Genomic DNA, 25,015 nt, shown 5'->3' on the forward strand with positions numbered 1-25,015 from the left:
CACAATCCAGCGGTACAATCGCCGCTCCCATCCACCACCTCATCCTGAGGTGTTAGTCGATCGAAGATCGACTGACCTCGAAGTAGGCCTCCAGAAATCTCTGCGATTCCTGGATCCCTCCTTCGAGGCTCACTTCGTTCGCACCTCAGGATGAGGCCGCTGGTGGGAAGGCCGATCTCGGCGGACTTCACGGGCCGTCATTGATGATGCGGCCGGACACCGGACCTTGCCTCTCCCCCGCGCGTCGCCACGCGAGGGGAGGGCGGGGCCATCAATTGCCGCGCGAAAGCGCCTCGAGCACCTTGCCGCCCGGGCGGCCGGTCTGCGGCATGCCGAGCCGGCGCTCGATGTCCTTGATCGCCTCGCGGGTCTTCGCGCCGACCTTGCCGTCCGGCTCGCCGACGTCGTAGCCGCGGGCGGTCAGCGCGCTCTGAAGGCTGCGGCGCTCGGCCCGGGACAGGGGCGGGTCGTCGGTCGGCCACGCCGTCTGCACGCCGGGCTTGCCGCGCAGGCGGTCCGACAGGACTGCGATGGCAAGGCCATAGGATTCGGCGGCGTTGTAGGAATAGATCGCGTCGAAGTTCTTCGTCACCACGAAGGCCGGGCCGTCGGCGCCGGCCGGCGCCAGGATGCCGACCGGTCCCTCGCCCGAGAGCGGCCGCCCGTCGATCCGGGTGACGCCGAGGGAGGCCCAATGCGCCACCGGCTTCTTGTTCTTGCGCCCGGCGGCCGCGACGTTGAAGCCGCGGGGCAGCCGCACCTCGTAGCCCCAGGGCTGGCCGTTGTGCCACTTGGCGACGCGTAGGAAGTTGGCGGTGGAGCCGACCGCGTCCGGCACCGAATCGACCACGTCGCGCCGCCCGTCGCCGTCGAGATCGACCGCGAGGCGCTGGTAGGTGGTCGGCATGAACTGGGTCTGGCCGAAGGCGCCGGCCCAGGATCCCGTCAGGCGCTCGGGCGCGATGTCGCCGCGGTCGATGATCTTGAGGGTGGCGATCAGTTCGCTGCGGAAGAACTCGCGCCGGCGGGTGCCGCCGCAGGCGAGCGTCGCCAGCGACTGCACCAGCGGCATCTTGCCGAGGTTCTTGCCGAAATTCGATTCGACGCCCCACACCGCCGCGATGGTGTAGCGGTCGACGCCGTAGCGCGCCTCGGCCTGGGCGAGGGCGTTGGCGTGCTGGCGCATGGCGGCGCGGCCGTCATCGACCCGCTCGTCGTCGACGAGGGCGGCCATGTAGTCCCAGATCGGGGTCTTGAACTCGGGCTGGGCCTGGGACAGCTCGATCACCTTGTCGTCGAAGGCGATGCCCGCCGTCGCCGCCTGGAACGCCGCCGGCGAGACGCCGGAAGCCGCCGCATCCTGGCCGATCCCGGCGAGGCAGGAGCGGAAATCCGCCAAAGCCGCCTGCGGCAGGCCGAATCCGGCGAGGCAGAGCAGGGTGGCGGCCGTGAGGGTCGCGCGCCGCGTCATGCAGAAATCTCTCCCGTTTCGCCGATCCAAGCACCGGAATAGGGCGTCATCAGGGTTAAGGAAAACCTGACGGGATCGGCGACCGATGGGAGATCCGCCGCGGCGAACCGCCCGCCGGCCCGGCGGGATTATTTTTTGCGGAAGGCCGTCCTCAAGCCCAGGGCCGTTCCGCGAGCTTCTGCTCGTAGGCGTCGATCGCCGGCGCCTTCTCGAGAGTCAGCCCGATATCGTCGAGGCCGTTCAGCAGGTTGTGCTTGCGGCCCGGATCGATGTCGAAATGCAGGGTGCCGCCGTCGGGTCCCTTGATGATCTGGTTCTCGAGGTCGATCGTCAGCGTCGCGTTGGCGCCGCGATTGGCGTCGTCGAGGAGCTTTTCCAGGTCCTCCGGCGACACCGTGATCAGCAGGATGCCGTTCTTGGCGCTGTTGTTGAAGAAGATGTCGGCGAAGCTCGTCGAGATGATGCAGCGGATGCCGAAATCGGCCAGCGCCCAGGGGGCGTGCTCGCGCGAGGAGCCGCAGCCGAAGTTGTCGCCCGCGACCAAAATCTTGGCGTTGCGGTAGGCCGGCTGGTTGAGGACGAAGTCGGGATTCTCCGAGCCGTCGTCGCGGTAGCGCATCTCGGAAAAGAGGCCCTTGCCGAGGCCGGTACGCTTGATCGTCTTGAGGTACTGCTTGGGGATGATGCGGTCGGTGTCGACGTTGACGATCGGCAGCGGGGCCGCAACGCCCTCCAGCACGGTGAATTTTTCCATGGGTCGCTTCGTCCGAGATGCGCGCCGCGCGGGATGTGGTCTCCGCGCGGCGTCAGTTCGGAGGTGTTCTAGCAAGTCACCGGTGCGGCGGGAAGCGCGGGTCGCGTCACCGCGAGCCCGACAGCTCCAGCACGTCGTCGAAGGTCCGCAGGCCCGGACGCGGCGAGTTCACCAGCACCGCCATGTTGCCCGGCGCGTGCTGGTTCTTCCACATCTTGGTGTGGGCCTCCGGGATCTTGTCCCAGGGGAAGAGCTCGCTCATGCAGGGATCGACCCGGCGGTCGATGACGAACTGGTTGGCGGCGGCCGCCTGCTTCAGGTGCGCGAAGTGCGAGCCCTGGATGCGCTTCTGCCGCATCCAGACGTAGCGGGCGTCGAAGGTGATGTTGAAGCCGGTCGTGCCGGCGCAGAACACCACCATGCCGCCGCGCTTCACCACCAGCGCCGAGACCGGGAAGGTCGCCTCGCCCGGGTGCTCGAACACGATGTCGACGTCGTTGCCCTTGCCGGTGATGTCCCAGATCGCCTTGCCGAACTTGCGGGCTTCCTTGGTCCATTCGTTGAACTCGGGCGAGTTCACCTTGGGCAGCTGGCCCCAGCAGTTGAAGTCCTTGCGGTTGATGACGCCCTTGGCGCCCAGGCTCATGACGTAGTCGCGCTTCGACTCGTCGGAGATCACCGCGATCGCGTTGGCGCCGGCCGCCGCGCAGAGCTGGACGCCGAACACGCCGAGGCCGCCCGAGGCGCCCCAGATCAGCACGTTCTGGCCCGGCTTGATCGTGTGCGGCGCGTGGCCGAACAGCATCCGGTAGGCGGTGGCCAGCGTGAGCGTGTAGCAGGCGCTCTCCTCCCAGGTCAGGTGCTTGGGCCGGTGCATCAGCTGGCGCGACTGCACCCGGCAGAACTGGCCGAAGGAGCCGTCCGGGGTCTCGTAGCCCCAGATGCGCTGCGACGGCGAGAACATCGGGTCGCCGCCGTTACACTCCTCGTCGTCGCCGTCGTCCTGGTTGCAGTGAACGATGACCTCGTCGCCGACCTTCCAGCGCTTCACCTTGGCGCCGACCGCCCAGACGATGCCCGAGGCATCCGAGCCCGCGACGTGGAAATCGGCCTTGTGGACGTCGAACGGCGAGATCGGCTCGCCGAGGCCCGCCCAGACGCCGTTGTAGTTCACGCCGGCGGCCATCACGAGGACGAGCACCTCGTCGTCGCCGATCGACCAGGTCGGCAGGACCTCGATCTGCATCGAGGTTTCCGGCGGGCCGTGGCGCTCGCGCCGGATGGCCCAGGCATACATCTTCGCCGGGACGTGGCCGAGCGGCGGAATCTCGCCGATCTCGTAGAGATCCTTCATCTGGGGCCCACCCTTTGCCACCGGTTCCAGCGCGGCGCTCGCTGCCATTGCGGACCCTCCCTTGGTATGATGCACTGCACCGTGAATTCTAGCGCCGTTCCAAGGGGCCTCAATAGCCCATTTGGCGGCGTGGCCTACTTGTCGGCCTTACGTCATGGGTGACGGTCAAGCCGGGTAGGGTTACCATTGCTGCTTCACGGCGGGCATCCGGGCCCGCGCGCATAGCGGATAACGAGGGACGAGGGCGCAGATGGGCGAGCCGGACGTCAAGCGGGACAAGCCGTGGATCATCCGCACCTATGCGGGCCATTCCACGGCGGCGGAATCGAACGCGCTCTACCGCGGCAACCTCGCCAAGGGGCAGACCGGCCTGTCGGTCGCCTTCGACCTGCCGACCCAGACCGGCTACGACCCCGACCACGAGCTCGCCCGCGGCGAGGTCGGTAAGGTCGGCGTCTCGATCGCGCATCTCGGCGACATGCGGACCCTGTTCCAGGACATCCCGCTCTCCCAGATGAACACCTCGATGACCATCAACGCCACGGCCCCCTGGCTGCTGGCGCTCTATCTCGCGGTGGCCGAGGAGCAGGGGGCGCCGTTCTCGGCCCTCCAGGGCACGACCCAGAACGACATCATCAAGGAATACCTGTCGCGGGGCACCTACGTCTTCCCGCCGGGGCCGTCCTTGCGGCTCACCAAGGACGTGATCCTGTTCACGACGAGCCAGGTTCCGAAATGGAACCCGATGAACGTCTGCTCCTACCACCTGCAGGAGGCCGGGGCGACGCCGGTCCAGGAACTGTCCTACGCGCTGGCCGTGGCCATCGCGGTGCTCGATACAGTGCGGGACGACCCCGCCTTCGACGAGGCGAGCTTCGCCGACGTGGTCGGGCGCATCTCGTTCTTCGTGAATGCCGGCATGCGCTTCGTCACCGAGATCTGCAAGATGCGGGCGTTCAGCGATCTCTGGGACGAGATCACCCGGGACCGCTACGGCATCACCGACGAGAGGAAGCGCATCTTCCGCTACGGCGTGCAGGTGAATTCCCTCGGCCTCACCGAGCAGCAGCCCGAGAACAACGTCCACCGCATCCTGATCGAGATGCTGGCGGTGACGCTGTCGAAGCGCGCCCGCGCCCGCGCGGTCCAGCTGCCGGCCTGGAACGAGGCGCTCGGCCTGCCGCGGCCCTGGGACCAGCAATGGTCGATGCGGATGCAGCAGATCCTCGCCTTCGAGACCGATCTCCTCGAATACGACGACATCTTCGACGGCTCGACCGCCATCGACGCCAAGGTCGAGGCCCTGAAGACCGAGACCCGGGCGGAACTCGCCCGGATCGGCGCGCTCGGCGGCGCGGTGACGGCGATCGAGACCGGCCTGATGAAGCGGGCGCTCGTCGAATCGAACGCGAAGCGCATCGCCGCGATCGAGCGCGGCGAGCAGGTCGTGGTCGGCGTCAACAAGTTCCAGAACGGCGAGCCCTCGCCGCTCACCGCCGGCGACGGGGCGATCTTCACCGTCTCCGAGACCGTCGAGATGGAGGCGCAAGGGCGCATCAAGGCCTGGCGCGCTCAGCGCGACGCGGCGGCGGTCGCGGCGGCGCTCGACGAGCTCGAGGCCTCGGCCCGCGAGGGCCGCAACGTGATGCCGGCCTCGATCGCCTGCGCCAAGGCCGGCGTCACCACCGGCGAGTGGGGCGAGCGCCTGCGCCAGGTGTTCGGCGAGTACCGGGCGCCCACCGGCGTCACGCCCGAGACCGTCACCTCTGGGGCGGCCGAGGAGGCGCGGCTCCTCATCGCCGATCTCGGCGAACGCCTGGGCGAGGCGCCGAAGCTCGTCGTCGGCAAGCCCGGCCTCGACGGCCACTCGAACGGTGCCGAGCAGATCGCGCTCCGCGCCCGCGACGTCGGCTTCGACGTGACCTATGACGGCATCCGCCAGACCCCGACGGAGATCGTCGCCAAGGCGCGCGAGCGCAACGCCCACATCATCGGCCTGTCGATCCTGTCGGGCTCGCACGTCCCGCTGGTGCGCGAGGTGCGGGCGCTGCTGCGCAAGGAAGGCCTCGACCACATCCCGGTCGTCGTCGGCGGCATCATCTCGGCCGAGGACGAGCTGGTGCTGAAGAACATGGGGGTCGCCGCAATCTACACCCCCAAGGACTACGCCCTCGACACGATCATGGTCGGCCTCGCCAAGGTGGTCGAGCGGTCGATCGCGAAGCGCGAGGCGGAGGATGCGGAGCCGCGGCGGGAAGAGGTGTTCTGAGAGAGGGCCGGCTTCGGTATCCTCGACCGAATCCACACCCTCCGCGTCATCCCGGGGCCGCGAAAGCGGAGCCTGGGATGACCCCGTGTGTCGGCAATCGTCGCGACACTTCGCTTCGTGCCGACCCGTGCGCTCAAGGCCGGCGACGGGTTCCGGGTGCCGGCGGCCGCGCCCCATGGCGAGGCGCCAAGAGCGGGGCGCAGCCGGTGCGCCTCGTCAGCACCTCCATAGCCGCGAAGGGCGAGCCGCTGGCGTCTCCGGCGCAAGGCGGCGACTGGCTGCCGCCCGGCGGGTAGGGTAGGGGTACGGCGCTCCTCCCGCACATCGCTCGCCGCATGCCGCTCAGCCCCCTCGTTGCCACCTCTTTGGCCATCCCCCTCGCCGCCGCCCTGTCGGCCGGGCTGATCGTCGCCTTGCGGCCGCTGCTCCAGCGCTACGCCCTCGCGCGGCCGAACGCCCGGTCGAGCCACCGCGTCCCGACCCCGCAGGGCGGCGGCATCGCGGTGGTGGCGGCCGCGCTCGTCGTGACGTTGGGGCTGGCCGGGATACCGGGCGCCGACGTCGCGGCTCTCGCCATCGGCACGGTCGTCCTGGCGCTGGTCGGGGCCGTCGACGACATCCGGCCGCTTCCGGTGAGGGTCCGCCTGCCGCTCCAGGGGGCTTGCGTGGTGCTGGTGCTCACCGCCGCCGGCGGGCAGCTGGTGCCCGGAATTCCGCTCTGGTGCGAGCGTGCCCTCGCGGTCCTGGCCGGCCTGTGGTTCGTCAACCTCACGAACTTCATGGACGGGCTCGACTGGATGACGGTGGCCGAGATGGTGCCGCTGCTCGCCGCCCTCCTGACCTTCGGCCTCGCGGACCGGCTGCCCGGGGACGCGGCCCTGGTGGCGGCGGCCCTGCTCGGCGGCATCCTCGGCTTCGCGCCGTTCAACCGGCCGGTCGCGAAACTCTTCCTCGGCGATGTCGGCTCGCTGCCGATCGGCCTCGTCGTCGCCTGGCTGCTCTATCGGCTCGCCGGGGAGGGAGGCTTCGCCGCCGCGATCCTGCTGCCGCTCTACTACCTCGCCGATGCTACCCTGACCCTCGGGCGCCGGGCGCTCGCCGGGGAGCCGGTCTGGCAGGCGCATCGCAGCCATTTCTATCAGCGCGCCACGACCAACGGCCGCTCCGTGCCCTTCGTGGTCGGGGCGGTCTTCGGGCTCAACCTCGCCCTGGCCGGCCTCGCCGCCGCGACGCTCGCCGCGCCGGGCTGGACGACGTCCCTCGCGGCGCTTGCGCTCGGCGCCGGGCTCGTCGCGGGGCTGCTCCGGCTCTTCTCCCTGCCCGCCGTGAGGAACGCCGCCGCATGACCGCACCCCTCGTCGCCCTCACCGGCTCGACCGGCTTCATCGGCCGCCATCTCCTGGCGGCCTTGAGCGCCCGGGGCTACCGGGTGCGGGTGCTGCTGCGCCGGCCGGTGGAACTGCCGCCGGGCATCAGCGGCGCGGTGGTCGGCGATCTCGCCCGGCCGCAGAACATGGCGGCGGCGCTTACCGGCGCCGATGCGGTGGTGCATTCGGCCGGTCTCGCCCACGCGATGTCGGGGGCGCCCGAGGACGATTACCGGACCTTCAACACCGAGGCGACGCGGGGCCTCGCCCAGGCGGCGTCCCGCGCCCGGGTGCGCCGCTTCGTGTTCCTGTCCTCGATCCGGGCCCAGTCGGGGCCCTCCGCCTCACGTCTCCTCACCGAGGCCGATGCCCCGGCGCCGACCGATCCTTACGGCCGCTCCAAGCTCGCCGCCGAGGAGGCGCTGGCCGAAATCGATATCGACCACGTCTCGCTGCGGCCGGTGCTGGTCTACGGGCCGGGCCAGAAGGGCAACATGGCGGCGCTGATGCGGCTCGCCCGGGCGCCGTACCCGCTTCCCCTCGGGGGCCTGTCCGGACGGCGCTCCCTGGTTTCGGTCGAAACCTTGAGCGACGCCGTCGATGCGGTGTTGCGCGCCCCCGGCCCCTTGCGCCGGCCGCTGATCGTCGCCGAGGCCGAGCCGTTGCGCGTGCCGGAGATGATCGCGTCCTTGCGCGCCGGCCTCGACCGCCGGCCGGGCCTCGTGCCGGTGCCGCAGGCGCTCCTCGACGCCGCCCTGGCGCTGACGGGGCGCAGCGCGCTGCGCGAGCGCCTGGCCGGTTCCCTGGTCGCCCGCGCGGCCGGCCTGGAGGCCCTGGGCTGGACGGCGCCGGTCGAGACCCGCAGCGGCCTCGCTTCCCTGGCTCGGGCCGGCGGCTGAGCGGCCGACAAAGGGCCGGATGCGGCATGGCGGCCGATGTAGCCGCCATGCGAGAGCCTCGGCGCGGTCCGCGCCGGAGCCGGGATCAATCCTCCGCGTCGTCCTCGTCGGGCTGGCGGATGCCGTAGCGGTTCTCGAGGTTGACGGTGGTGCGCGGCGCCCGCTCGCCGGGACCCAGATCACGCGGGCCCATCTCGCGCGGCCCGTCCGGCCCGAGGGAGCGCGGCGCACGGACGGGGCGGTCGCCCTGGTCGCGGCCGATGCGCGGGATCAGCTGCACGATGTCGACGAAGTCGTCGGCCTGGCGGCGCAGCTCGTCGGCGACCATCGGCGGCTGGGTCTGCACCGTCGAGACCACGGTCACCCGCACGCCGCGGCGCTGCAAGGCCGCCACCAGCGGCTTGAAATCGCCGTCGCCGGAGAACAGCACCATGTGGTCGATATAGGGGCTGAGTTCCATGGCATCGATCGTCAGCTCGATGTCCATGTTGCCCTTGATCTTGCGCCGGCCGGTCGAATCGGTGAATTCCTTCACCGGCTTGGTGACGACGCGGTAGCCGTTGTAATCGAGCCAGTCGATCAGCGGCCGGATCGAGGAATATTCCTGATCCTCGATCAAGGCGGTGTAGTAGAAGGCGCGGACCAGATTCTCGCGTGCCCGGAAATCGGCCAGGAGCTTGCGGTAATCGATGTCGAAGCCGAGGGCCTTGGTGGTAGCGTAGATGTTGGCGCCGTCGATGAACAGGGCGCTGCGTGGGGGATTGGGCATCCTATATCCTTGAAGGTGCGGCACGGCCGCACGAAAAGAATCACTTGCGAGAAAAGCCGCTACGAAGAATGCAACTGCCCCTTGAGTATCCAGCTTGGGGCAATCAGTGCGGGTGCCGCACACCGCATAGCGGCCGCAATAAGCACAGCTAAGGATGCGCCGCAGTGCCTGTCAAGCGGCGATGCCGTGGCGTGCGCGGCGATCTGGATCCGGTCGAGCATCGGGTGCGAGCCGTCTTCGGCGAGTGCGGTGCTCCTTTGATGTGCCCGAAGAGGCAGGTCGAAACCGGTTGACCCTATGGGGCGAGGGGCGTAGGGTCCGCGCCACTCTCTAAAGGGCAGGCTTTCCACAGCATGCGTACGGTCCTTATTGTAGCGGAGGCGCCACCGAAGGGGCGGGCTTGAGAAGCCCGGCATCCCATGGGTGGCGCATGCAGGGTCCTTCGGGGCCCTTTTTTGTTGCGTAAAACGGACCCGAGAGCGCGGACGAGACCCAAGGAACGGAGCGCGGCGATGAGTGCGGGCGAGGTCATGACGGGCGCCGAGATGGTGATCCGGGCGTTTCAGGATCAGGGAGTCGACACCCTGTTCGGCTATCCGGGCGGCGCGGTGCTGCCGATCTACGACGCGCTCTTCCACCAGGAGTCGGTGAAGCACATCCTGGTCCGGCACGAGCAGGGCGCGGTGCACGCGGCGGAGGGCTATGCCCGCTCGTCGGGCAAGGTCGGCTGCGTCCTCGTCACTTCGGGGCCGGGTGCCACCAACATCGTGACCGGCCTCACCGACGCGCTGCTCGATTCGATCCCGCTCGTCTGCATCACCGGCCAGGTGCCGACGCACCTGATCGGCTCCGACGCGTTCCAGGAATGCGACACGGTCGGCATCACCCGCAGCTGCACCAAGCACAATTACCTGGTCAAATCGATCGAGGACCTGCCGCGGATCCTGCACGAGGCGTTCTACGTCGCCTCGCACGGCCGGCCCGGCCCGGTGGTGATCGACCTGCCGAAGGACATCCAGTTCGCCAGCGGCGTCTACCGCCGTCCGGTCGACAACAGCCACAAGACCTACAACCCGCAGACGCAGGGCGACCCGGAGAAGATCCGCGCCGCGGTGGCGCTGATGGCGGGCGCGCGTCGCCCGGTCTTCTATACCGGCGGCGGCGTCATCAATGCCGGGCCGGAGGCCTCGGCGCTGCTGCGCGAGCTCGCCCGCGCCACCGGCTTCCCGGTCACCTCGACGCTGATGGGCTTAGGCGCCTTCCCCGGCTCGGACCCGCAGTTCCTCGGCATGCTCGGCATGCACGGGACCTACGAGGCCAACCTGGCGATGCACGAATGCGACGTCATGGTCTGCATCGGCGCGCGCTTCGACGACCGCATCACCGGCCGGCTCGACGCGTTCTCGCCCTTCTCCAAGAAGATCCACGTCGACATCGACGCCTCCTCGATCAACAAGACGGTCAAGGCCGATATCGGCATCGTCGGCGATTGCGGCTCGGTGCTCGCCGACATGCTGCGCGAGTGGCGTACCCTGACGCCGGAGCCCGACAAGGGCCGCCTGACCGAGTGGCTGTCGAAGATCCGCGGCTGGAAGGCGCGCGAATGCCTCGGCTACTGGCCGTCGGGCACCACCATCAAGCCGCAATACGCCGTCCAGCGCCTCTACGAGGCGACCAAGGATCGCGAGACCTACGTCACCACGGAGGTCGGCCAGCACCAGATGTGGGCGGCCCAGTACTACAAGTTCGACGAGCCGAACCGCTGGATGACCTCGGGGGGCTTGGGCACCATGGGCTACGGCCTGCCGGCGGCGATCGGCGCCCAGTTGGCGCATCGCGGCGCGCTCGTCATCGACATCGCCGGCGAAGCCTCGATCCAGATGAACATCCAGGAGATGTCGACCGCCGTGCAGTATCGCCTGCCGGTCAAGATCTTCATCCTGAACAACGAGTACATGGGCATGGTGCGCCAGTGGCAGCAGCTGCTGCACGGCTCGCGCTATTCCGAGAGCTATTCGGAGAGCCTGCCCGACTTCGTCAAGCTCGCCGAGGCCTACGGCGCCAAGGGCATCCGCTGCTCCGATCCCGGCAGCCTCGATGCGGCGATCGCCGAGATGCTCGACTATGACGGCCCGGTCATCTTCGACTGCATCGTCGACAAGACCGAGAACTGCTTCCCGATGATCCCGTCGGGCAAGGCACATAACGAGATGCTGCTCTCGGACTACCTCGGCGAGACCGGGGCGGACCTGGGCGACGTGATCTCCGACGAAGGCAAGATGCTGGTCTGAGCGGGCAAGGGTTAGGACGATGAACGCCATGAACACCCATTATCCCGATCCGGTCCGCGTCGAGCCGGTGAACCGCCACACGCTGGCGGTCATCGTCGACAACGAGCCCGGCGTGCTCGCCCGCATCGCCGGCCTGTTCTCCGGCCGCGGCTACAACATCGAGAGCCTGACGGTGTCGGAGACCGAAGAGGCCCGGCACATCTCCCGCATCACCATCGTGACCGCGGGCACCAACGCGGTGATCGAGCAGATCAAGGCGCAGCTCGACCGGCTGGTGCCGGTGCACCGGGTGGTCGATCTCACGCTTCAGGGCGAGTCGCTCGAGCGCGAGCTGGCTCTCGTGAAGGTGGCCGGCAAGGGCGAGCACCGGGTCGAGGCGATGCGGCTCGCCGCCGCCTTCGGTGCCCGCACTCTCGACGCGACGCTCGCCTCGTTCGTGTTCGAGCTGACCGGCACGACCGACGAGATCGACCGGTTCGTCAAGCTGATGGCGTCGGTGGGCTTGGTCGAGGTGTCGCGCACCGGCGTCGCCGCGATGGGGCGCGGTGCGGAGGCGATGTAGCGCTCGGCTACTCGGCGGGCGGGGTGCCGGTGCGCCCCGCCTGGCCGTACTTCCGCTCGAAGCGGTAGACGGCATACCAGGCGCCCGCGATGCTCGTCACCGAGATGAACAGGGCGAAGCCCAGCATCAAGAGGGTGGCGTCCCAGGGCATCGTCACTCCTCCCGGCGCAGAAATCGGATCACGACGTGACCGACGCAATGTAAGGCGAGGGAGGTCGCGATCCAAGAGAGGTGCGATCGACCCAAGGCAACATTCGGGCTGCTGACCATCGGTACGATGATGGCCGCGCCGGCGACGGCGATGGCCATGGCGTTCACGTAGGCAGCAGACAGCTTCAGGTGCTCGTTCAGGCGCTTCGCCACGTGCTTGCGACGTGCGGCAATTTCTCCCCCATTGGGCGCTGCCTTGGTCACGCGGGCTGCCTCACTGCTTCATGACCCAACGTAACCGATCCATCTTCCGCGGTCGATATCCATCTCGACATACAAAAATGCCTCCCCGATGGACGGGGAGGCGAACCGTGCTTTCATTCTTCAGTATGAGCGGACGGGCGAGGGAGTTCGAAGCCGGGGCTGGCTCAAGCGCCGGCCCCGAGAACGCTCCTCGCCTCAGCGCGCGCCCTTGCCGTCCCCGTCGCGCATCGCGCCGGTCGGCTCCTGGACGTGGGCCTCCAGGAACCAGAGCTGCTTGTCGACCGCGCGGGAGACCTCGGTGAACAGGTCGGCGGTGCCGGCGTCACCCGCTTCGTCGGTCTGGTCGATGTTCTCGCGCACGGCGTTGGCGTAGGCCGCGTAGCGGTCGATCAGGGCCGAGAGGTGGTCGGCGATGGCGTAGACATCGGTCGGGTAGGGAGAGAGCTTCGAGGAGGCGGCGACCACCGTGGCGGTGCCGAGCGCCGTGGCGCCGAGCTGCACGGCCCGCTCCGCGACCTTGTCGTTGAGGTCGTCGATCTCGGTGCGGAACCCGTCGAGCATCTCGTGGATGCCGATGAATTGCGGGCCCTTCAGGTTCCAGTGCGCCTGCTTGATGTTCAGCGCCAGGTCGATGCCGTCGGCGAGGCGCGCGTTCAGGGCCTCGATCGAGACGCGCTTGGCGTTCGAGTCGGTGTCGTTGCGGGTGCGGTGCTGGCGCGGCTCGCCGGCCTTGCCCTTGGAATCCGCCATGTCGATTACTCCGTCGATTTCCCGCAACAACGAGGCCGAGGGGCGGCCGTTCCGATGCTGCGGTGGGGTTTCGTGAGCCGTCCCGCGCTTTTCGCCGGGGCGGTTGGACGATCCCGGACCGGGGCCGTCCGATGATGAAGGAACTAGGGCTGGGTACTGAGGCAGACACCCCGCCGGGCGAAACCCTGACCCTCCGTCAGAGCATCGGCTGGCCGCCGGTGACCGGCACGAGCGCGCCGGTCATGTAGCTGCCCTCCCGCGAGGCCAGCAGCACATAGGCCGGGGCCAGTTCCGCCGGCTGGCCGGCCCGACCCAGAGGCGTGTCGGCGCCGAGCTGCTCGATCTGCTCCGGCTTCTTCACGATCGGCTGGATCGGCGTCCAGACCGGGCCGGGAGCGACGCAATTGACCCGGATGCCCTTCGGGGCGAGCAGGTTCGACAGCCCGACCGTCAGGGTGCTGATCGCCCCCTTGGTGGCGGCGTAGACCAGCATGCTCGCATCGGCGACCTTGGCCTGCTGGCTCGTCGAGTTCACGATCGCCGAGCCCGGCCGCATGTGCTTCACGGCCTCCTGCGCCAGGTAGATCATCGCGAAGACGTTGGCGCGGAACGAACCCTCGACGTCGTGGGCGGTGACGTCGTCGAGGCCCTCGTTCACCACCTGGGCGGCGGCGTTGTTGACCAGGATGTCGATCCGGCCAAACGCGGCGGCGGTCTTTGCGACGATCGCCCGGCAATGCGCCTCGTCGCGCAGGTCGCCCGGCAGCAGCAGGCAGCGCCGGCCGGCCTTCTCGACCCAGGCCTTCGTGCCTTGCGCGTCCTCCTCCTCCGAGTCGAGGTAGGAGATCGCCACGTCGGCGCCCTCGCGGGCATAGGCGATGGCGACCGCCCGGCCGATGCCGGAATCGCCCCCGGTGATCAGCGCGATCCGGTCGGTGAGCAGGCCCTTGCCGACGTAAGACTCCTCGCCGTGGTCCGGGGCCGGGTCCATCGGCCCGGTGAGGCCGGGGCGCGGCTGCTGCTGCGCGCCGGGGAAGGGCGGCCGGGGATGGCCCGTGCGGGGATCGTCGCTCATCGGGGGCCTTTCAGGAACGCGCCGGCAGTGCGTAAGGACAACGCCATGATGGTGAGCGCCGGATTCGCCGCGAGCGAACTCGGGAAGACCGAGCCGTCGCAGATCCAGAGATTCTCGACCTCGTGGCTGCGCCCATAGGCATCGACGACGGAGGCGTCCGGGTTCCGTCCCATCCGGCAGGTGCCGAGGGTGTGGGCGACCCGCTCCAGTACCCAGATGTCGGAGGCGCCCGCCGCCTCCCAGATCTCGCGCATCAGCTTGGTGGCGTGGGCGTTGAGCTTGTCCTCGTTCGACCCGTAGCCGAAATCGACCTTGGCTTTCCGCATCCCGAGCGCGTCGGTCTCGTCCGACAGGGTCAGGACGTTGGCGTCGCAGGGCAGCGTCTCGCCGTTGATGCCGATGCCGGCGACGCGGTTGTAGTGGCGGAGGTAATCGGTCAGCGCCGTGCCCCACAGGCCGCGGCCGCGGGCGACGGCATTGGCCCAGGTCAGCGGCTCGACGCCGAGGCTCTGCACCAGGTAGCCGCCGGCGAAATCGGCGCCCTTCGGCCGGGTATAGTCTTCCGTGATGAGCGAGGACGGGTAGCCCCGGTTCATCCCGACCTCGTCGGCGAAGGTGCCCCAGACCTGCGTCGCGACGTGGCCGATATAGTTCCTCCCGACCTGGCCGCTGCCGGTGGCGAGATCGAGATGGAGCAGGAGGCGCGGCGTCTCGACGGCGCCGGCGCACAGGATCAGGTTGGCGCAACGCTGGCGATGGTCGCGGCCGCCGCTGCGATAGATGACGGCCGTGATCCGCCCGGCCTTGTCGCGCTCGACCCCGTGCACCCTGGCCTCGGCACGGATCTCGGCGCCGCGGGCCACGGCCAGCGGCAGGTAGGTCACGTCCATGCTGGCCTTGGCGCGTGTGCGGCAGCCCTGGTGGCAGAAGCCGCAATTGATGCAGGCCTTGCGCTCCGGCACGGCAGGATCGGCGGTGAAGTCGCGCGAGACCACCGCCGCGGGTGCGTCGGTCGCGGTGATCCCGAGTGTCTGGCAGGCCGAGGCCATGATCTGGGCCGGGCCGTTGCGCAGGACCGGCGGCAGCGGGAAGCGGCGGGCCTCGTCCCACGGATAGGGCGTCGGGCCCGACGTGCCGATGAACCGCTCGACGCGGTCGTAGAACGGCACCAGCTCGGCGTGGTCGATCGGCCAGTCGCAACCCTCGCCGCTCTCGGCGTTCAGCCGGAAGTCGCGCGGATCGGCCCGGGGCACGAAGGCGCCCCAATGCAGGGTCGAGCCGCCGACGCCGGTGCCGCTGTTGTTGCCCCCGAAGGCCTCCGGCGTCGAGCCGCCGCTCAGGCGCTCCTCGGTCCAGTAGATCTCGTCGGCGAGCGTCTCGTCGAAGCCGTATCCGGCGGGATCGAAGTTCGGCCCGGCCTCCAGCGCCACGACCTTGAGGCCGGCGGCGGCGAGTTCCGCGAGGAGTGGCGCGCCGCCGGCCCCGGTGCCGACCACCACCACGTCGACGACCTCGTCGGTGCTGTAACGGTTCTGCCCCGAGAGGTTCATCGGGCGTCTCCCACGATGTCGAGGATCGGGGCTTCCCAGGATTCGCGCTCGTTCAGGCCGGTCAGGCGATAGCCGGGCAGGCTGTCGGCGTCGTCGCCCCCCGCGCCGATCCCGGTGAAGCCGATCACCGCGAGGCCGGCCGGATGGGCGAGGTAGGTGCGCACCGCCTCGCCCCGCAATTCCTCGAACCAGCAGTTCATGAGGTCGGGCGCGAGGCCGCCTTGGATCTCCGGCAGGTCGCCGGAGGCGGCGCGGGTGAGAAGGGCATCCTGCTCAGGCCCGCCGAGGGCCGTGAAGGGACGCCCATGGGCCTCCCGCGCGGCCCCGTCGAGGGTCCGGAGCGCGCGGCTGTAGGCCTCCGCGTCCGGCGGCAGGGCGGCGAAGCGCCAGCCGTCGCCGGTGCCGGAGGCGAGCCGCGCGTCGATGCGGCGGGCGAGATCGATCTTCCCCGGGCCCGCCTGCGGCAGCACCCGATCGAGGCAGGCGGCGAGGGCCGCGCGCTCGTCGGGCTCCAAGCAGAACGGGCCGTCGGGCTCGCGCATCCGCTCGCGCAGGGTCGTGCGCAGGCGGGTATTGACCCGGTCGGAACCGATCAGCGCCGCGAAGGCCGGCGGCAGGGCAGGGGACTCGACGGTCTGCGGCGGGGTCGCGACGAGGTCGCGGATCAGGGCCGCCAGCATCTCCGGCCGCTCCAGGGGGAGCAGATGGCCGGCTCCGGGAGCGACCTCGTGGCGGTGGCGGGCGAGGTGGGGCAGGGTCAGCGCGGCCTGTGCCTCCGGCCCGAGATCGCCATCCTCCGCCCCGCTCACCACCAGGGTGGGGGTCGACAGGGTGCCGATGCGGTCGCGCCAATCCTCGTTGGCGCCGCTCGCGAGCCAGGCCTTCCAGGCTTGCGGATTGGCGCGCAGCACGTCCTCGACGGTCCGGGCATGATCCTCCGGATCAAGGGGGGCGCCGACATTCGCCGCCACGAAGGCCTCGGCCTCCCGTCGCCGAGTCTCGGGATCGGCGTCGATCCAGGCGATCATCGCCTGCCGGCGCTCCTCTTCCATCGGCTCGGGCGCGGGCGGCGAGCCCGCCAGCAGCACCAGCCCGGCGAGGCCGGCGAGCGCCGGATCGCCGTCCTCGCTGCGGCGAGCGAGCGCCAGGGCGACCTTCGCCCCCATGCTGTTGCCGGCGATGAGCCAGGGCCCGGGCGGGCCCTCGGCGGTGATGCGGGCGGCGACGTGGTCGGCCATGGCGGCGACGCCGCAACCCGGATGGTCGGCGTCGTCGCCGAAGCCCGGCAGGTCGATGGCGACGCAGCGCAGGTGGGGCCCGAGACGCTCGGCGAGGGGGCGCCAGGTGCGGGCGCTGCCTCCGAGGAAGTGCAGGCAGAAGAGGACGGGGTGGTCGATCATGCCGGCGAGATCGCGCGGTGCTGCGCTGCGTCAACGGCGGCCTGCCCGCGGCGCCTTGCAGCACCCCGGGATGATCTGTCGAGTCATCGACGGACCGGAGAGGCCGGCGGATCACCTCTCGATCGGTCTTGATGCGGCGGTGGGCGCGGCGAAGGACTCCCTCGACAGTCGAGCGCTATGCCCGATCAGAGATAATATATGATTTCTTCGTCTCGCACATCGAGGTGCGACGCGGGCTTCCGCGGCCCGCACTGCAAATTTGATCTATGTTAAATTATTACAATGAGCCAATAGCCGTCGCCGCCTCATCCTGGCAGGAGGCGAGAAGAGCCGCACATGTAGACCCCATATCTCGCCGTAGCGGCGGGAAGCGTCGCTGTATCTGCACGGCCGGCTAGATACACTCGAATTCCGGCCTCTCCCGACAACGCGAAACGCCGCGCAGACGGGCTGTCCGCGCGGCGTTTCCCGAGGGATGCGCCGCAGCCCGCCCGAAGCGGCCGCGGCACGTCAGGCTTAGTTCTTGGCCTTGTCGACCAGGGCCTTCTCCTTGATCCACGGCATCATGCCGCGGAGGCGCTCGCCGACCTCCTCGATCGGGTGGGCGGCGTTGCGGGCGCGGGTCGCCTTGAACGAGGTCTGGTTGACCTTGTTCTCGAGCATCCAGTTGCGGGTGAAGGTGCCGTTCTGGATGTCGGTGAGCACCCGCTTCATCTCGGCCTTGGTCTCGGGCGTGATGATGCGCGGGCCGGTCACGTACTCGCCGTACTCGGCGGTGTTCGAGATCGAGTAGTTCATGTTGGCGATGCCGCCCTCGTAGATGAGGTCGACGATCAGCTTCACCTCGTGGAGGCACTCGAAATAGGCCATCTCGGGGGCGTAGCCGCCCTCGACCAGGGTCTCGAAGCCGGCCTTGATCAGCTCGACGAGGCCGCCGCAGAGCACGACCTGCTCACCGAACAGGTCGGTCTCGCACTCTTCCTTGAAGGTGGTCTCGATGATGCCGGCGCGGCCGCCGCCATTGGCCGAGGCGTAGGACAGGCCGAGGTCGTGGGCGTTGCCCGAGGCGTCCTGGGCGATGGCGATCAGGGTCGGCACGCCGCCGCCGCGCAGGTACTCGGAGCGCACGGTGTGGCCGGGGCCCTTCGGGGCGACCATCAGCACGTCGAGGTCGGCGCGCGGCTCGATCAGGTTGAAGTGGACGTTGAGGCCGTGGGCGAACAGCAGGGCGGCGCCCTGCTTCATGTTGGCCTGGAGCGAGTCGCGGTAGATCTCGCCCTGCAGCTCGTCGGGGGTCAGCATCATGACGACGTCGGCCTGCTTGGCGGCGTCGGCGACTTCCATGACCGTGAAGCCCTCGGCCTCGGCCTTCTTGGCGCTGGCCGAGCCCTTGCGCAGCGCGATCACCACGTCCTTGACGCCGGAATCGCGCAGGTTCAGCGCGTGGGCATGGCCCTGGCTGCCGTAGCCGACGATGACGACCTTCTTGCCCTTGATCAGATTGATGTCGGCATCACGATCGTAATAGACCCGCATGGCGGCTCCCCCTTGTGCAGATGGCGAGAAACTCGAACGCTCCGGCGCTGGAGCGGCCGTGCGACGGCCGGCTTGTAGCGGCGTGATTCGCGTCAAGGAAGAGGGGATGCGCGCGAACGCGCACATGACTGGTCCGTTCCGGACGCGGATTCGACCATTCGGGTTGCCGGCTCGACCAGCCCGGACCGGGGCGGAACCGGGATCGCAGCCCGGTCCGCCGCCGGTGGATCCTCACGCCGGCAGGGGCAGCCCCTCGCGGGCGAAGGCGCGCTGCACCGCCGGGCGCGCGGCCATGCGGCGGGCGTGATCCGTCCAGTGCGGGAACTGGCGGGCCATGTCGTAGCCGAGCACCTGGCCGCGGCCCCAGTGCCAGAACACCAGCAGGTAGGGATCGGCGACGCTGTAATGCGCGCCGGCGGCCCAGCCGCCGCGGGAGAGCCCGACCTCGATCATCGTCCACAGATCGGCGCAGGTCTCGAAGCCCTTGGCCTTCACGTCCTCGATCGCCGCGGCGTCGGTGGCGTAGCGCTCGGCCCGGCGGATATGGGCGTAGGCCGGGTGGATGGTGGAGGAGAGCCAGGCGAGCCACTCGGCGCACCGCGCCTCCTCCCGCGGGTCCTCCGGCCACAGGCCGGCCTGCGGGTGCGTGCGGGCGATGTAGCGCAGGATCGCCGGGTTCTCGGTCAGGACCCACTCGCCCTCGGCGAGCGCCGGCACCCGGCCCTTCTGGTTGATGGCGAGGTAGCGGCCGCCGCGCTGCTCGGCTTTGGCGAAGTCGACCTTCACCGCCTCGAAGGCTGCGCCGGTCTCTTCGAGGGCGATGTGGGGCGCGAGCGAGCAGGCGCCCGGCGAATAGTAGAGCGTGGTGATGTCGGACAACGGGACCTCCCGGCGAAGCCCCGGGTCCTTAGCGCGAACAGGTCCTTAGCGGTACTGCCTCCGGGCGGGGTGTTCCACTGGCCGGGAACGGCCCCGATGCCGCGATGTCATCCCATCCACGACCTCATCCCGAGGTGCGAACGACGTGAGCCTCGAAGGAGGCCTCCAGAAAGCCCTGAGACCTCTGGAGCCCTCCTTCGAGGCTCGCTTCGCTCGCACCTCAGGATGAGGTTGCGGATCGGAGTGAGGTGCCGACGGAGCAGGCGCTCAGGCGGACACTTGCGGGCGTGCCGCCACGCCGGCCACTGGACGGGTGCGCTGCATCACCAGCCAGACGAGGGCGCAGAGCACGATCGCGCCCTGCACGCTCAAGGCCTCCCAGCTGCCGTTGAAGCCGAGATCGGTGACGAAGTCCGGCACGCCGTCGTTGTGCACCGGAACGAGCACCTGCTCCTGGAATTCCTGGATCGCCGCGCCGACCATGCGCAGGCCCATCACGAACAGGAAGGCCGAGGTGAGCAGGAAGACCGGGCGCAGGGGCAGCCGCAGCGCCAGCCACTGCATCGCCACGAACACCACCGCGAGGGCGGCCGCCGCGACTGCGAGGCCGCCGAAGAGCGAGCCGTCGAACCCGCCGGCGGTGCGCGCCAGGGCGTGCAGGAACAAAACCGTCTCGGCGCCCTCGCGGAACACCGCCAGGAAGGCGATGCCGGCGAGCGACAGGACCGTGCCGGCGCTCATCGCCCGTTCGGCCATGCGGTTGATCTCGGCCTTCCAGGCCGCCGGGTCCTGGCGCAGGAACAGCCAGCCGCTCATCGTGAACATCAGGCCGGCCGCGACCACGATGACGCCAGCCTCGATCAGGTCGTTGTGGTTGCCGTCGAAGAAGGCCTCGAACACCCAGGCCATGCCGAAGCTCGCCAGCACCGCGAGGCCGGCCCCGGCATAGACCGGGCGGATGCGGTCGGCGCCGCCGGCCCGGCGCAGGAACGCGGCGAGCGCGGCCACCACCAGCAGCGCCTCCAGCCCCTCCCGGAACAGGATGGTGAAGGCCTGCACGAAGGTGGATCCGTCGGCCATGGGGTGCTCCTCGCTCGTAGTGTCCGAAAATGGGGACCGTCGCGCCCCGTCGGCCGCCCTCTTAGGCGAGGCGGTCCCGGCTTTCAAACGTCGAATCTTTGTTTTGTATGATTCTAATCTAGATCCGGGCGAGTAACGACTGTCGTATCCTGCTCCAGGGTCGGTCGATCCCTGACGTAAAACGGGGGATCCAGAAACAGAGCGGAATAGATGCAGCCCGCCTCGACCATTCTCCGACGGCGAATTCGCCGCGCGGACGATCCGGGAGATCCATCACCACGCCGCATGCGGCCTCAGCCCGCGGACCCGCGCCACCGCCGCCTCCAGCCCCGTCCATTCCGGCGCGCCGGGTGCGTAGCGGGCGCGGGTATAGGCCACGACCTCCGCCACCTGGCGGTCGGTGAGGGTGTCGCGAAAGGCCGGCATCGCGGCGGGTGGTGCCGAGGGATCGGGATTCGGGAAGCGCTCGGCCGATGCCGCGACGCCGTTGAGGACCGCCTGGATCAGGTTGTCCGGGTACGCGCTGTGCACGGCTGTGACGAGGCCGAGCGGCACGAGCTCTCCCCCGGCCCCGCCCTCGTGGCAGGAGGCGCAGGCGCCCTGGAACAGGGCGGAGGAGAGGGGAGGGCCCGCGGCCTCCGCGGCGCGGTGGGGCCGGGCTGCCGGCGCCTCGCCGGCGAGGCTCGCGAGGTAGATCGCCATGGCGCGGATGTCGCCATCCGGCAGGGGGCCGAGCGAGGCGACCACGTCGGCCATCGGGCCGGCGGCGCTGCCGTGGCGGGGCGAGCGGCCGGTGCGCAGGTAGGCGAAGAGATCGTCCTCGGTCCAGGGCAGGCGCGCGCGCGACAGGCCGGTCAGGGCCGGCGCCTCCCAGCCGTCGGCGAAGCCGCCGGCGAGGCGGGCCGCGCCGCGGCGCTCGGCCCCCAGCGCATTCCTTGGAGTGTGGCAGGCGCCGCAATGGCCGAGGGCTTCCACCAGATAGGCGCCGCGGTTCCAGTCCGGGCCGCGAGCCGGATCGGCGAAGATGGTCGGGCGGTGAAACAGGGCGTTCCAGCCCGCCATCAGCGGCCGGTGATTGAAGGGAGGACGCAGGCTGGTCTCGGGGACCGGGTTCGCCACCGGCGCTTGCGCCATCAGGAAGGCGTAGAGCGCCTGCAGGTCGCGCTCCGAGATGCTGGCGAAGCTCGTATAGGGATGGGCCGGGTAGAGGTGATGCCCGTCACGCGATACCCCCTCGCGCATCGCCCGGGCGAAGGCGGGGTAGGACCAGGCGCCGATCCCGACCCCGGCATCGGGCGTGATGTTCGAGGCGTGGACGATGCCGAACGGAGTCTCGAGCCCGCGCCCTCCGGCGAAGGACCGGCCGTCCGGCCCGACATGGCAGACGAGGCAGGCGCCGGCCGCCGCGACGAGGCGCCCCTGCGCGATCGTGGCGGCGGAATAGGCCGCAGCGTCCGGCCGCTCGATCGACGGATAGGCCGGGCGCCAGGGCAGGAGAGTGGTGGCGAGGGCCAGCGCCCCGGCCCCGGCCCCGAACAGCCCGGCGAGGAAGCCGCGGCGGCGGCGCGGCGCCTCGTCGGGGCCTGCGATCCGCGGCGGGTTGAGGGCGGCGCGGACCGCCTCGGCGGTCAGGGGCAGTTCGCGGAAGCGGATGCCGGTGGCGTCGAACAGCGCGTTGGTGATCGCCGCCGCGCTCGGCACCGAGGCCGATTCGCCGGCGCCGAGCGGCGGATCGTCCGGCCGCTTCACCATCAGCACGTCGATTGCGGGCACCTGCGGGAATGCGAGGATCGGGTAGCTGCCCCATTCCCGGCTCGTCACCCCGGTGGCGTCGAAGCCGACGGATTCCTTCAGCACCCGGCTCGTCGACTGGATGACGTTGCCGTGGATCTGGTGGCGCACCCCGTCCGGATTGATCATCAGGCCGGAATCCTGGCCGACCACCACCCGGGTGACCGCCACCTCGCCGGTCACCCGGTTGACCGCCACGTCGGCGACCCAGGCGGCCCAGGCGGCGGCCTTTCCCGGAAACGGCCCGTGTACATAGACCGCGTAGGCGAAGCCCCGCCCGTACAGGATGTCGCCGGAGCTCCCATGCGTGCCGGGCTTGGCGTGCGGCGCCCAAGACGCCCGCTCGGCGACCGCGCGCACGAGGTCGGCGGCGCGGGGATCGTCGAGGTAGCGCAGGCGGTACGCGATCGGGTCGATCCCGGCCGCGGCGGCGAGTTCGTCGATGTAGGATTCGTGCGCGAAGGTGTTGGGCAGGGCCGAGACGCCGCGCAGCCAGGAGGCGCGGGCGATCGGCGGCATGTCGTGGACCGTCACCCGGGCATTGCCGAAGGCATAAGGCGGGACTGCCGTGCGGTCGCCCATCGGGTAGACCGCCGGCGTCGCCGCGACCTTGCCGGTGAGGATCAGCGCCAGCGTCGGGGCGCCGTTCGAGGGGTAGCGGGTCGCGAAATCGTAGGCCGCCGGACCGCCCTCGGCATCGAGGCCGCCGCGCACGTCCATCACCTGCGCGGCGCCCTTCGGCTCCCAGGCGTGCTCCTGCTCGCGGGTGAGCTGTACCCGCACCGGCCGGCCGACCGCCCGGGCGAGAAGCGCGGCATCGGCGGCCACGTCGTCGGCGCAGTTGCGGCCGTAGCAGCCCGCCGCCTCGTGGCGCTCGATCGCGATCCTGTCCTCCGGCATGTCGAGGAGGAGCGCGAGGTCGCTTCGCAGGACGTGCGGGTTCTGGGTGCCCGACCACACCACGAGGTCGTCGCCTTGAAACTCCGCCACGGCGCAGGACGGCCCGATCGAGCCGTGCATCTGAAAGGGCCAGACGTAGGTGCGATCGAGCCGCGCCTCCGCATGAGCCAGCGCCCGCTCGACGTCGCCGCGGTCGAGCAGCGTGCGCGCCGTCGCGGGGTTGTCGCGCAAGGCCGCCTCGGGCCGGTTGAGGTCGGGAAGTCCCGACCAGGGGCGCCAGGTCACGGCAAGGCAGCGCGCCGCCTCTGCGGCGTTCTCCTCGCGCTCGGCGACGACTCCGACGAAGTCGCCGACGACCACAACCGCGACGAGGCCCGGGATATGGGCGACCGAGGCCTCGTCCACCGCCACCAGCAGATGGCCGAGGGTGGAATCGACGCCCGGTGTCGGCGGCCGGACCACCCGGCCATGCACCATGCCGGGCACCCGCACGTCGTGGATGTATGTCCAGGCGCCGACCGCCTTGGCGGGGATGTCGACCCGCGGCACCGGCCGGCCGACCAATGTGTAGGCCTCGACCGGCTTCACGGGCGCCTCGGGATCGAGGGTCAGCTCGGTGCGTGCGCCCCGCACCAGGTCGCCATAGGGTATGGCCAACTCCGGCTCCGCCGCGACCCGGACATGGCCGGCTTCGGCGACCAGCTCGGCGGTGCCGCGGTTGAGCCGGCGCGAGGCCGCCTCGACGAGGTGCCGGCGGGCGGTGGCGGCGGCCTGGCGCAGGGGCACGGCCGCGATCTGGATCGTCTCGCTCGCGATGGTGCCGCCCTGGTCCGGCGCGGTCGCGGTGTGGCCGAGCTCCATCGCCACCCGGGACAACGGGACGTCGAGTTCCTCGGCGACGATCTGGGCCAGCGCCGTGCGGATGCCGGTGCCGAGATCGACATGGCCGTTGAAGGCGGTGATCCGACCCTCGCCGTCGACCGCGAGGTAGAGCGCGCGCTGCGGCCCCGCCGCCTCGGCGGCGCCGGCTGCGTCGCCGAGGCGGGGCGGGCGGCCCGTCGTCTCGCGGTAGACGAGCAGCAGGTCGCCCGCCTCCCGCCAGTGCCGGCTCGCGTTCGCAGGATCCCGGGTCATGCCGCGTCTCCCCGGGTGCCGGCGCGCATCCGCTCGGCGGCGGCCCGCACGGCGCGCAGGATCTCGATATGGGTGCCGCAGCGGCACAGGTTGCCCTGGAGGCCCGCGCGGATCTCGGCCTCGTCCGGGTCCGGGTTGGCGGAGAGCAGCGCCACCGCGGTCATGATCATGCCGTTGAGGCAGTAGCCGCACTGCGCCGCGTTCTCGGCGATGAAGGCCTCCTGCACCGGGTGCAGCCGCCCGTCTTGCGCCAGCCCCTCCAGGGTGGTGATCCGGCGCCCGACAGCGGCCCGCAACGGAATCGCGCAGGAGCGCAGGGCCCGGCCGTCGACCAGCACCGTGCAGCTGCCGCACTGGCCGAGGCCGCAGCCGTATTTTGGGCCGTTCAGCGCCAGGTCGTTGCGCAGCACGTAGAGGAGGCGGGTGGCGGGGGCGGCCTCCACCGCCACGCTCCGGCCGTTGACCGTGAGCACGTGGCGGATCGCCGCCAGCCGAGGGTCGTTGGCGATCGGCCGCCGATCGTCCTGCATGTGGTCCTGTCCCGCCCCGGCCCGGCTGTTCCGCCGGCTGCCGGTAGTTCTCACAGATTTCGGCGGGGACCGGAACCCCGCCCGCGATCGGTGCGGCTTGCAAGAGCTTGGCCAGATGGAGCTTGGAGATGGAGCTTGGAGATGGAGCTTGGCCAGGTTGTGTCTGGCTGGGCGGGAGTGCCGAGAGAGTGGGAGCGATCGCGCCTCCCGCCGACCCTATGCCGACACGAGCGGTCGGCG

Annotated in this window: 20 protein-coding genes; 5 read left to right on the forward strand and 15 right to left on the reverse strand. The window is 70.2% G+C overall.

Annotated features, from left to right (window positions below; all coding sequences use genetic code 11):
• Window positions 1-271 precede the first annotated feature (271 nt).
• The 3 genes from HBB12_RS02960 to ccrA all read right to left on the reverse strand — a co-directional run bounded on the left by HBB12_RS02960 (window position 272) and on the right by ccrA (window position 3,627).
• Window positions 272-1,471, reverse strand: coding sequence for a lytic murein transglycosylase (locus HBB12_RS02960; RefSeq protein WP_236987991.1), 1,200 nt, complete (start codon window positions 1,469-1,471; stop codon window positions 272-274).
• Window positions 1,472-1,622: 151 nt separating this feature from the next.
• Entirely contained in the window at window positions 1,623-2,225 is a 603-nt protein-coding gene (gene leuD, locus HBB12_RS02965; RefSeq protein ID WP_236987992.1) for a 3-isopropylmalate dehydratase small subunit, read from the reverse strand.
• 106 nt (window positions 2,226-2,331) lie between these two features.
• Window positions 2,332-3,627, reverse strand: a complete 1,296-nt coding sequence (gene ccrA, locus HBB12_RS02970; RefSeq protein ID WP_236987993.1) for a crotonyl-CoA carboxylase/reductase — start codon at window positions 3,625-3,627, stop codon at window positions 2,332-2,334.
• 202 nt (window positions 3,628-3,829) lie between these two features.
• On the opposite strand from ccrA, the gene HBB12_RS02975 reads away from it, so the two are divergent.
• From HBB12_RS02975 to HBB12_RS02985, 3 genes are all read left to right on the forward strand, one after another.
• Window positions 3,830-5,848 (forward strand): ethylmalonyl-CoA mutase, encoded by a 2,019-nt coding sequence (locus HBB12_RS02975; RefSeq protein ID WP_236987994.1) that lies wholly within the window; start codon window positions 3,830-3,832, stop codon window positions 5,846-5,848.
• 335 nt (window positions 5,849-6,183) lie between these two features.
• Window positions 6,184-7,194, forward strand: a complete 1,011-nt coding sequence (locus HBB12_RS02980) for an MraY family glycosyltransferase (protein ID WP_236987995.1) — start codon at window positions 6,184-6,186, stop codon at window positions 7,192-7,194.
• The gene (locus HBB12_RS02985) at window positions 7,191-8,114 is read left to right on the forward strand and encodes an NAD-dependent epimerase/dehydratase family protein (protein ID WP_236987996.1); all 924 of its coding nucleotides are present in this window, start codon (window positions 7,191-7,193) and stop codon (window positions 8,112-8,114) included. Before HBB12_RS02980 ends, HBB12_RS02985 begins: the two co-directional genes overlap by 4 nt.
• A gap of 85 nt (window positions 8,115-8,199) precedes the next feature.
• On the opposite strand, the gene HBB12_RS02990 is transcribed toward HBB12_RS02985, so the two are convergent.
• On the reverse strand, window positions 8,200-8,883 hold the full coding sequence (locus HBB12_RS02990; RefSeq protein ID WP_236987997.1) for a LabA-like NYN domain-containing protein: 684 nt from the start codon (window positions 8,881-8,883) through the stop codon (window positions 8,200-8,202).
• 512 nt (window positions 8,884-9,395) lie between these two features.
• Between HBB12_RS02990 and HBB12_RS02995 the strand changes: the two genes are divergently transcribed.
• Entirely contained in the window at window positions 9,396-11,174 is a 1,779-nt protein-coding gene (locus tag HBB12_RS02995; RefSeq protein ID WP_236987998.1) for an acetolactate synthase 3 large subunit, read from the forward strand.
• A gap of 19 nt (window positions 11,175-11,193) precedes the next feature.
• Window positions 11,194-11,736, forward strand: coding sequence for an acetolactate synthase small subunit (gene ilvN / locus HBB12_RS03000; RefSeq protein ID WP_236987999.1), 543 nt, complete (start codon window positions 11,194-11,196; stop codon window positions 11,734-11,736).
• Between the two features lie 7 nt (window positions 11,737-11,743).
• On the opposite strand, the gene HBB12_RS03005 is transcribed toward ilvN, so the two are convergent.
• From HBB12_RS03005 to HBB12_RS03055, 11 genes are all read right to left on the reverse strand, one after another.
• Complete coding sequence (locus HBB12_RS03005; RefSeq protein ID WP_236988000.1) at window positions 11,744-11,887, reverse strand: hypothetical protein; 144 nt, start codon at window positions 11,885-11,887, stop codon at window positions 11,744-11,746.
• Between the two features lie 2 nt (window positions 11,888-11,889).
• Complete coding sequence (locus tag HBB12_RS03010) at window positions 11,890-12,150, reverse strand: hypothetical protein (RefSeq protein ID WP_236988001.1); 261 nt, start codon at window positions 12,148-12,150, stop codon at window positions 11,890-11,892.
• Between the two features lie 195 nt (window positions 12,151-12,345).
• Window positions 12,346-12,900, reverse strand: coding sequence for a DNA starvation/stationary phase protection protein Dps (gene dps / locus HBB12_RS03015; protein WP_236988002.1), 555 nt, complete (start codon window positions 12,898-12,900; stop codon window positions 12,346-12,348).
• A gap of 196 nt (window positions 12,901-13,096) precedes the next feature.
• On the reverse strand, window positions 13,097-13,975 hold the full coding sequence (locus HBB12_RS03020; protein ID WP_236988003.1) for an SDR family oxidoreductase: 879 nt from the start codon (window positions 13,973-13,975) through the stop codon (window positions 13,097-13,099).
• Window positions 13,972-15,525 carry a GMC family oxidoreductase gene (locus HBB12_RS03025; protein ID WP_236988004.1) on the reverse strand — a complete coding sequence of 518 codons (1,554 nt, stop codon included), beginning with the start codon at window positions 15,523-15,525 and terminating at the stop codon, window positions 13,972-13,974. The genes HBB12_RS03020 and HBB12_RS03025 overlap by 4 nt, the downstream gene beginning before the upstream one ends.
• Window positions 15,522-16,925, reverse strand: coding sequence for an alpha/beta hydrolase (locus HBB12_RS03030; protein WP_236988005.1), 1,404 nt, complete (start codon window positions 16,923-16,925; stop codon window positions 15,522-15,524). The genes HBB12_RS03025 and HBB12_RS03030 overlap by 4 nt, the downstream gene beginning before the upstream one ends.
• A gap of 516 nt (window positions 16,926-17,441) precedes the next feature.
• The gene (gene ilvC, locus HBB12_RS03035; protein WP_048425858.1) at window positions 17,442-18,461 is read right to left on the reverse strand and encodes a ketol-acid reductoisomerase; all 1,020 of its coding nucleotides are present in this window, start codon (window positions 18,459-18,461) and stop codon (window positions 17,442-17,444) included.
• A 231-nt stretch (window positions 18,462-18,692) separates the two neighbouring features.
• Window positions 18,693-19,331 carry a glutathione S-transferase family protein gene (locus HBB12_RS03040; protein WP_442919339.1) on the reverse strand — a complete coding sequence of 213 codons (639 nt, stop codon included), beginning with the start codon at window positions 19,329-19,331 and terminating at the stop codon, window positions 18,693-18,695.
• Window positions 19,332-19,607: 276 nt separating this feature from the next.
• Complete coding sequence (locus tag HBB12_RS03045; protein ID WP_236988007.1) at window positions 19,608-20,420, reverse strand: FTR1 family iron permease; 813 nt, start codon at window positions 20,418-20,420, stop codon at window positions 19,608-19,610.
• Between the two features lie 273 nt (window positions 20,421-20,693).
• Complete coding sequence (locus HBB12_RS03050; RefSeq protein ID WP_236988008.1) at window positions 20,694-24,245, reverse strand: molybdopterin cofactor-binding domain-containing protein; 3,552 nt, start codon at window positions 24,243-24,245, stop codon at window positions 20,694-20,696.
• A complete protein-coding gene (locus HBB12_RS03055) occupies window positions 24,242-24,775 on the reverse strand; it encodes a (2Fe-2S)-binding protein (protein WP_236988009.1) in 534 nt (177 codons plus the stop codon). The genes HBB12_RS03050 and HBB12_RS03055 overlap by 4 nt, the downstream gene beginning before the upstream one ends.
• Between the last annotated feature and the right edge of the window lie 240 nt (window positions 24,776-25,015).

The sequence above is a fragment of the Methylobacterium sp. SyP6R genome, assembly GCF_019216885.1.
Taxonomy (GTDB): domain Bacteria; phylum Pseudomonadota; class Alphaproteobacteria; order Rhizobiales; family Beijerinckiaceae; genus Methylobacterium.

What these genes read in the sequence shown, in the direction of transcription:
- HBB12_RS02960 (WP_236987991.1), bottom strand. Translation starts at nt 1,471, where the DNA reads ATGACGCGGCGCGCGACCCTCACGGCCGCCACCCTGCTCTGCCTCGCC.
- leuD (WP_236987992.1), bottom strand. Translation starts at nt 2,225, where the DNA reads ATGGAAAAATTCACCGTGCTGGAGGGCGTTGCGGCCCCGCTGCCGATC.
- ccrA (WP_236987993.1), bottom strand. Translation starts at nt 3,627, where the DNA reads ATGGCAGCGAGCGCCGCGCTGGAACCGGTGGCAAAGGGTGGGCCCCAG.
- HBB12_RS02975 (WP_236987994.1), top strand. Translation starts at nt 3,830, where the DNA reads ATGGGCGAGCCGGACGTCAAGCGGGACAAGCCGTGGATCATCCGCACC.
- HBB12_RS02980 (WP_236987995.1), top strand. Translation starts at nt 6,184, where the DNA reads ATGCCGCTCAGCCCCCTCGTTGCCACCTCTTTGGCCATCCCCCTCGCC.
- HBB12_RS02985 (WP_236987996.1), top strand. Translation starts at nt 7,191, where the DNA reads ATGACCGCACCCCTCGTCGCCCTCACCGGCTCGACCGGCTTCATCGGC.
- HBB12_RS02990 (WP_236987997.1), bottom strand. Translation starts at nt 8,883, where the DNA reads ATGCCCAATCCCCCACGCAGCGCCCTGTTCATCGACGGCGCCAACATC.
- HBB12_RS02995 (WP_236987998.1), top strand. Translation starts at nt 9,396, where the DNA reads ATGAGTGCGGGCGAGGTCATGACGGGCGCCGAGATGGTGATCCGGGCG.
- ilvN (WP_236987999.1), top strand. Translation starts at nt 11,194, where the DNA reads ATGAACGCCATGAACACCCATTATCCCGATCCGGTCCGCGTCGAGCCG.
- HBB12_RS03005 (WP_236988000.1), bottom strand. Translation starts at nt 11,887, where the DNA reads ATGCCCTGGGACGCCACCCTCTTGATGCTGGGCTTCGCCCTGTTCATC.
- dps (WP_236988002.1), bottom strand. Translation starts at nt 12,900, where the DNA reads ATGGCGGATTCCAAGGGCAAGGCCGGCGAGCCGCGCCAGCACCGCACC.
- HBB12_RS03020 (WP_236988003.1), bottom strand. Translation starts at nt 13,975, where the DNA reads ATGAGCGACGATCCCCGCACGGGCCATCCCCGGCCGCCCTTCCCCGGC.
- HBB12_RS03025 (WP_236988004.1), bottom strand. Translation starts at nt 15,525, where the DNA reads ATGAACCTCTCGGGGCAGAACCGTTACAGCACCGACGAGGTCGTCGAC.
- HBB12_RS03030 (WP_236988005.1), bottom strand. Translation starts at nt 16,925, where the DNA reads ATGATCGACCACCCCGTCCTCTTCTGCCTGCACTTCCTCGGAGGCAGC.
- ilvC (WP_048425858.1), bottom strand. Translation starts at nt 18,461, where the DNA reads ATGCGGGTCTATTACGATCGTGATGCCGACATCAATCTGATCAAGGGC.
- HBB12_RS03045 (WP_236988007.1), bottom strand. Translation starts at nt 20,420, where the DNA reads ATGGCCGACGGATCCACCTTCGTGCAGGCCTTCACCATCCTGTTCCGG.
- HBB12_RS03050 (WP_236988008.1), bottom strand. Translation starts at nt 24,245, where the DNA reads ATGACCCGGGATCCTGCGAACGCGAGCCGGCACTGGCGGGAGGCGGGC.
- HBB12_RS03055 (WP_236988009.1), bottom strand. Translation starts at nt 24,775, where the DNA reads ATGCAGGACGATCGGCGGCCGATCGCCAACGACCCTCGGCTGGCGGCG.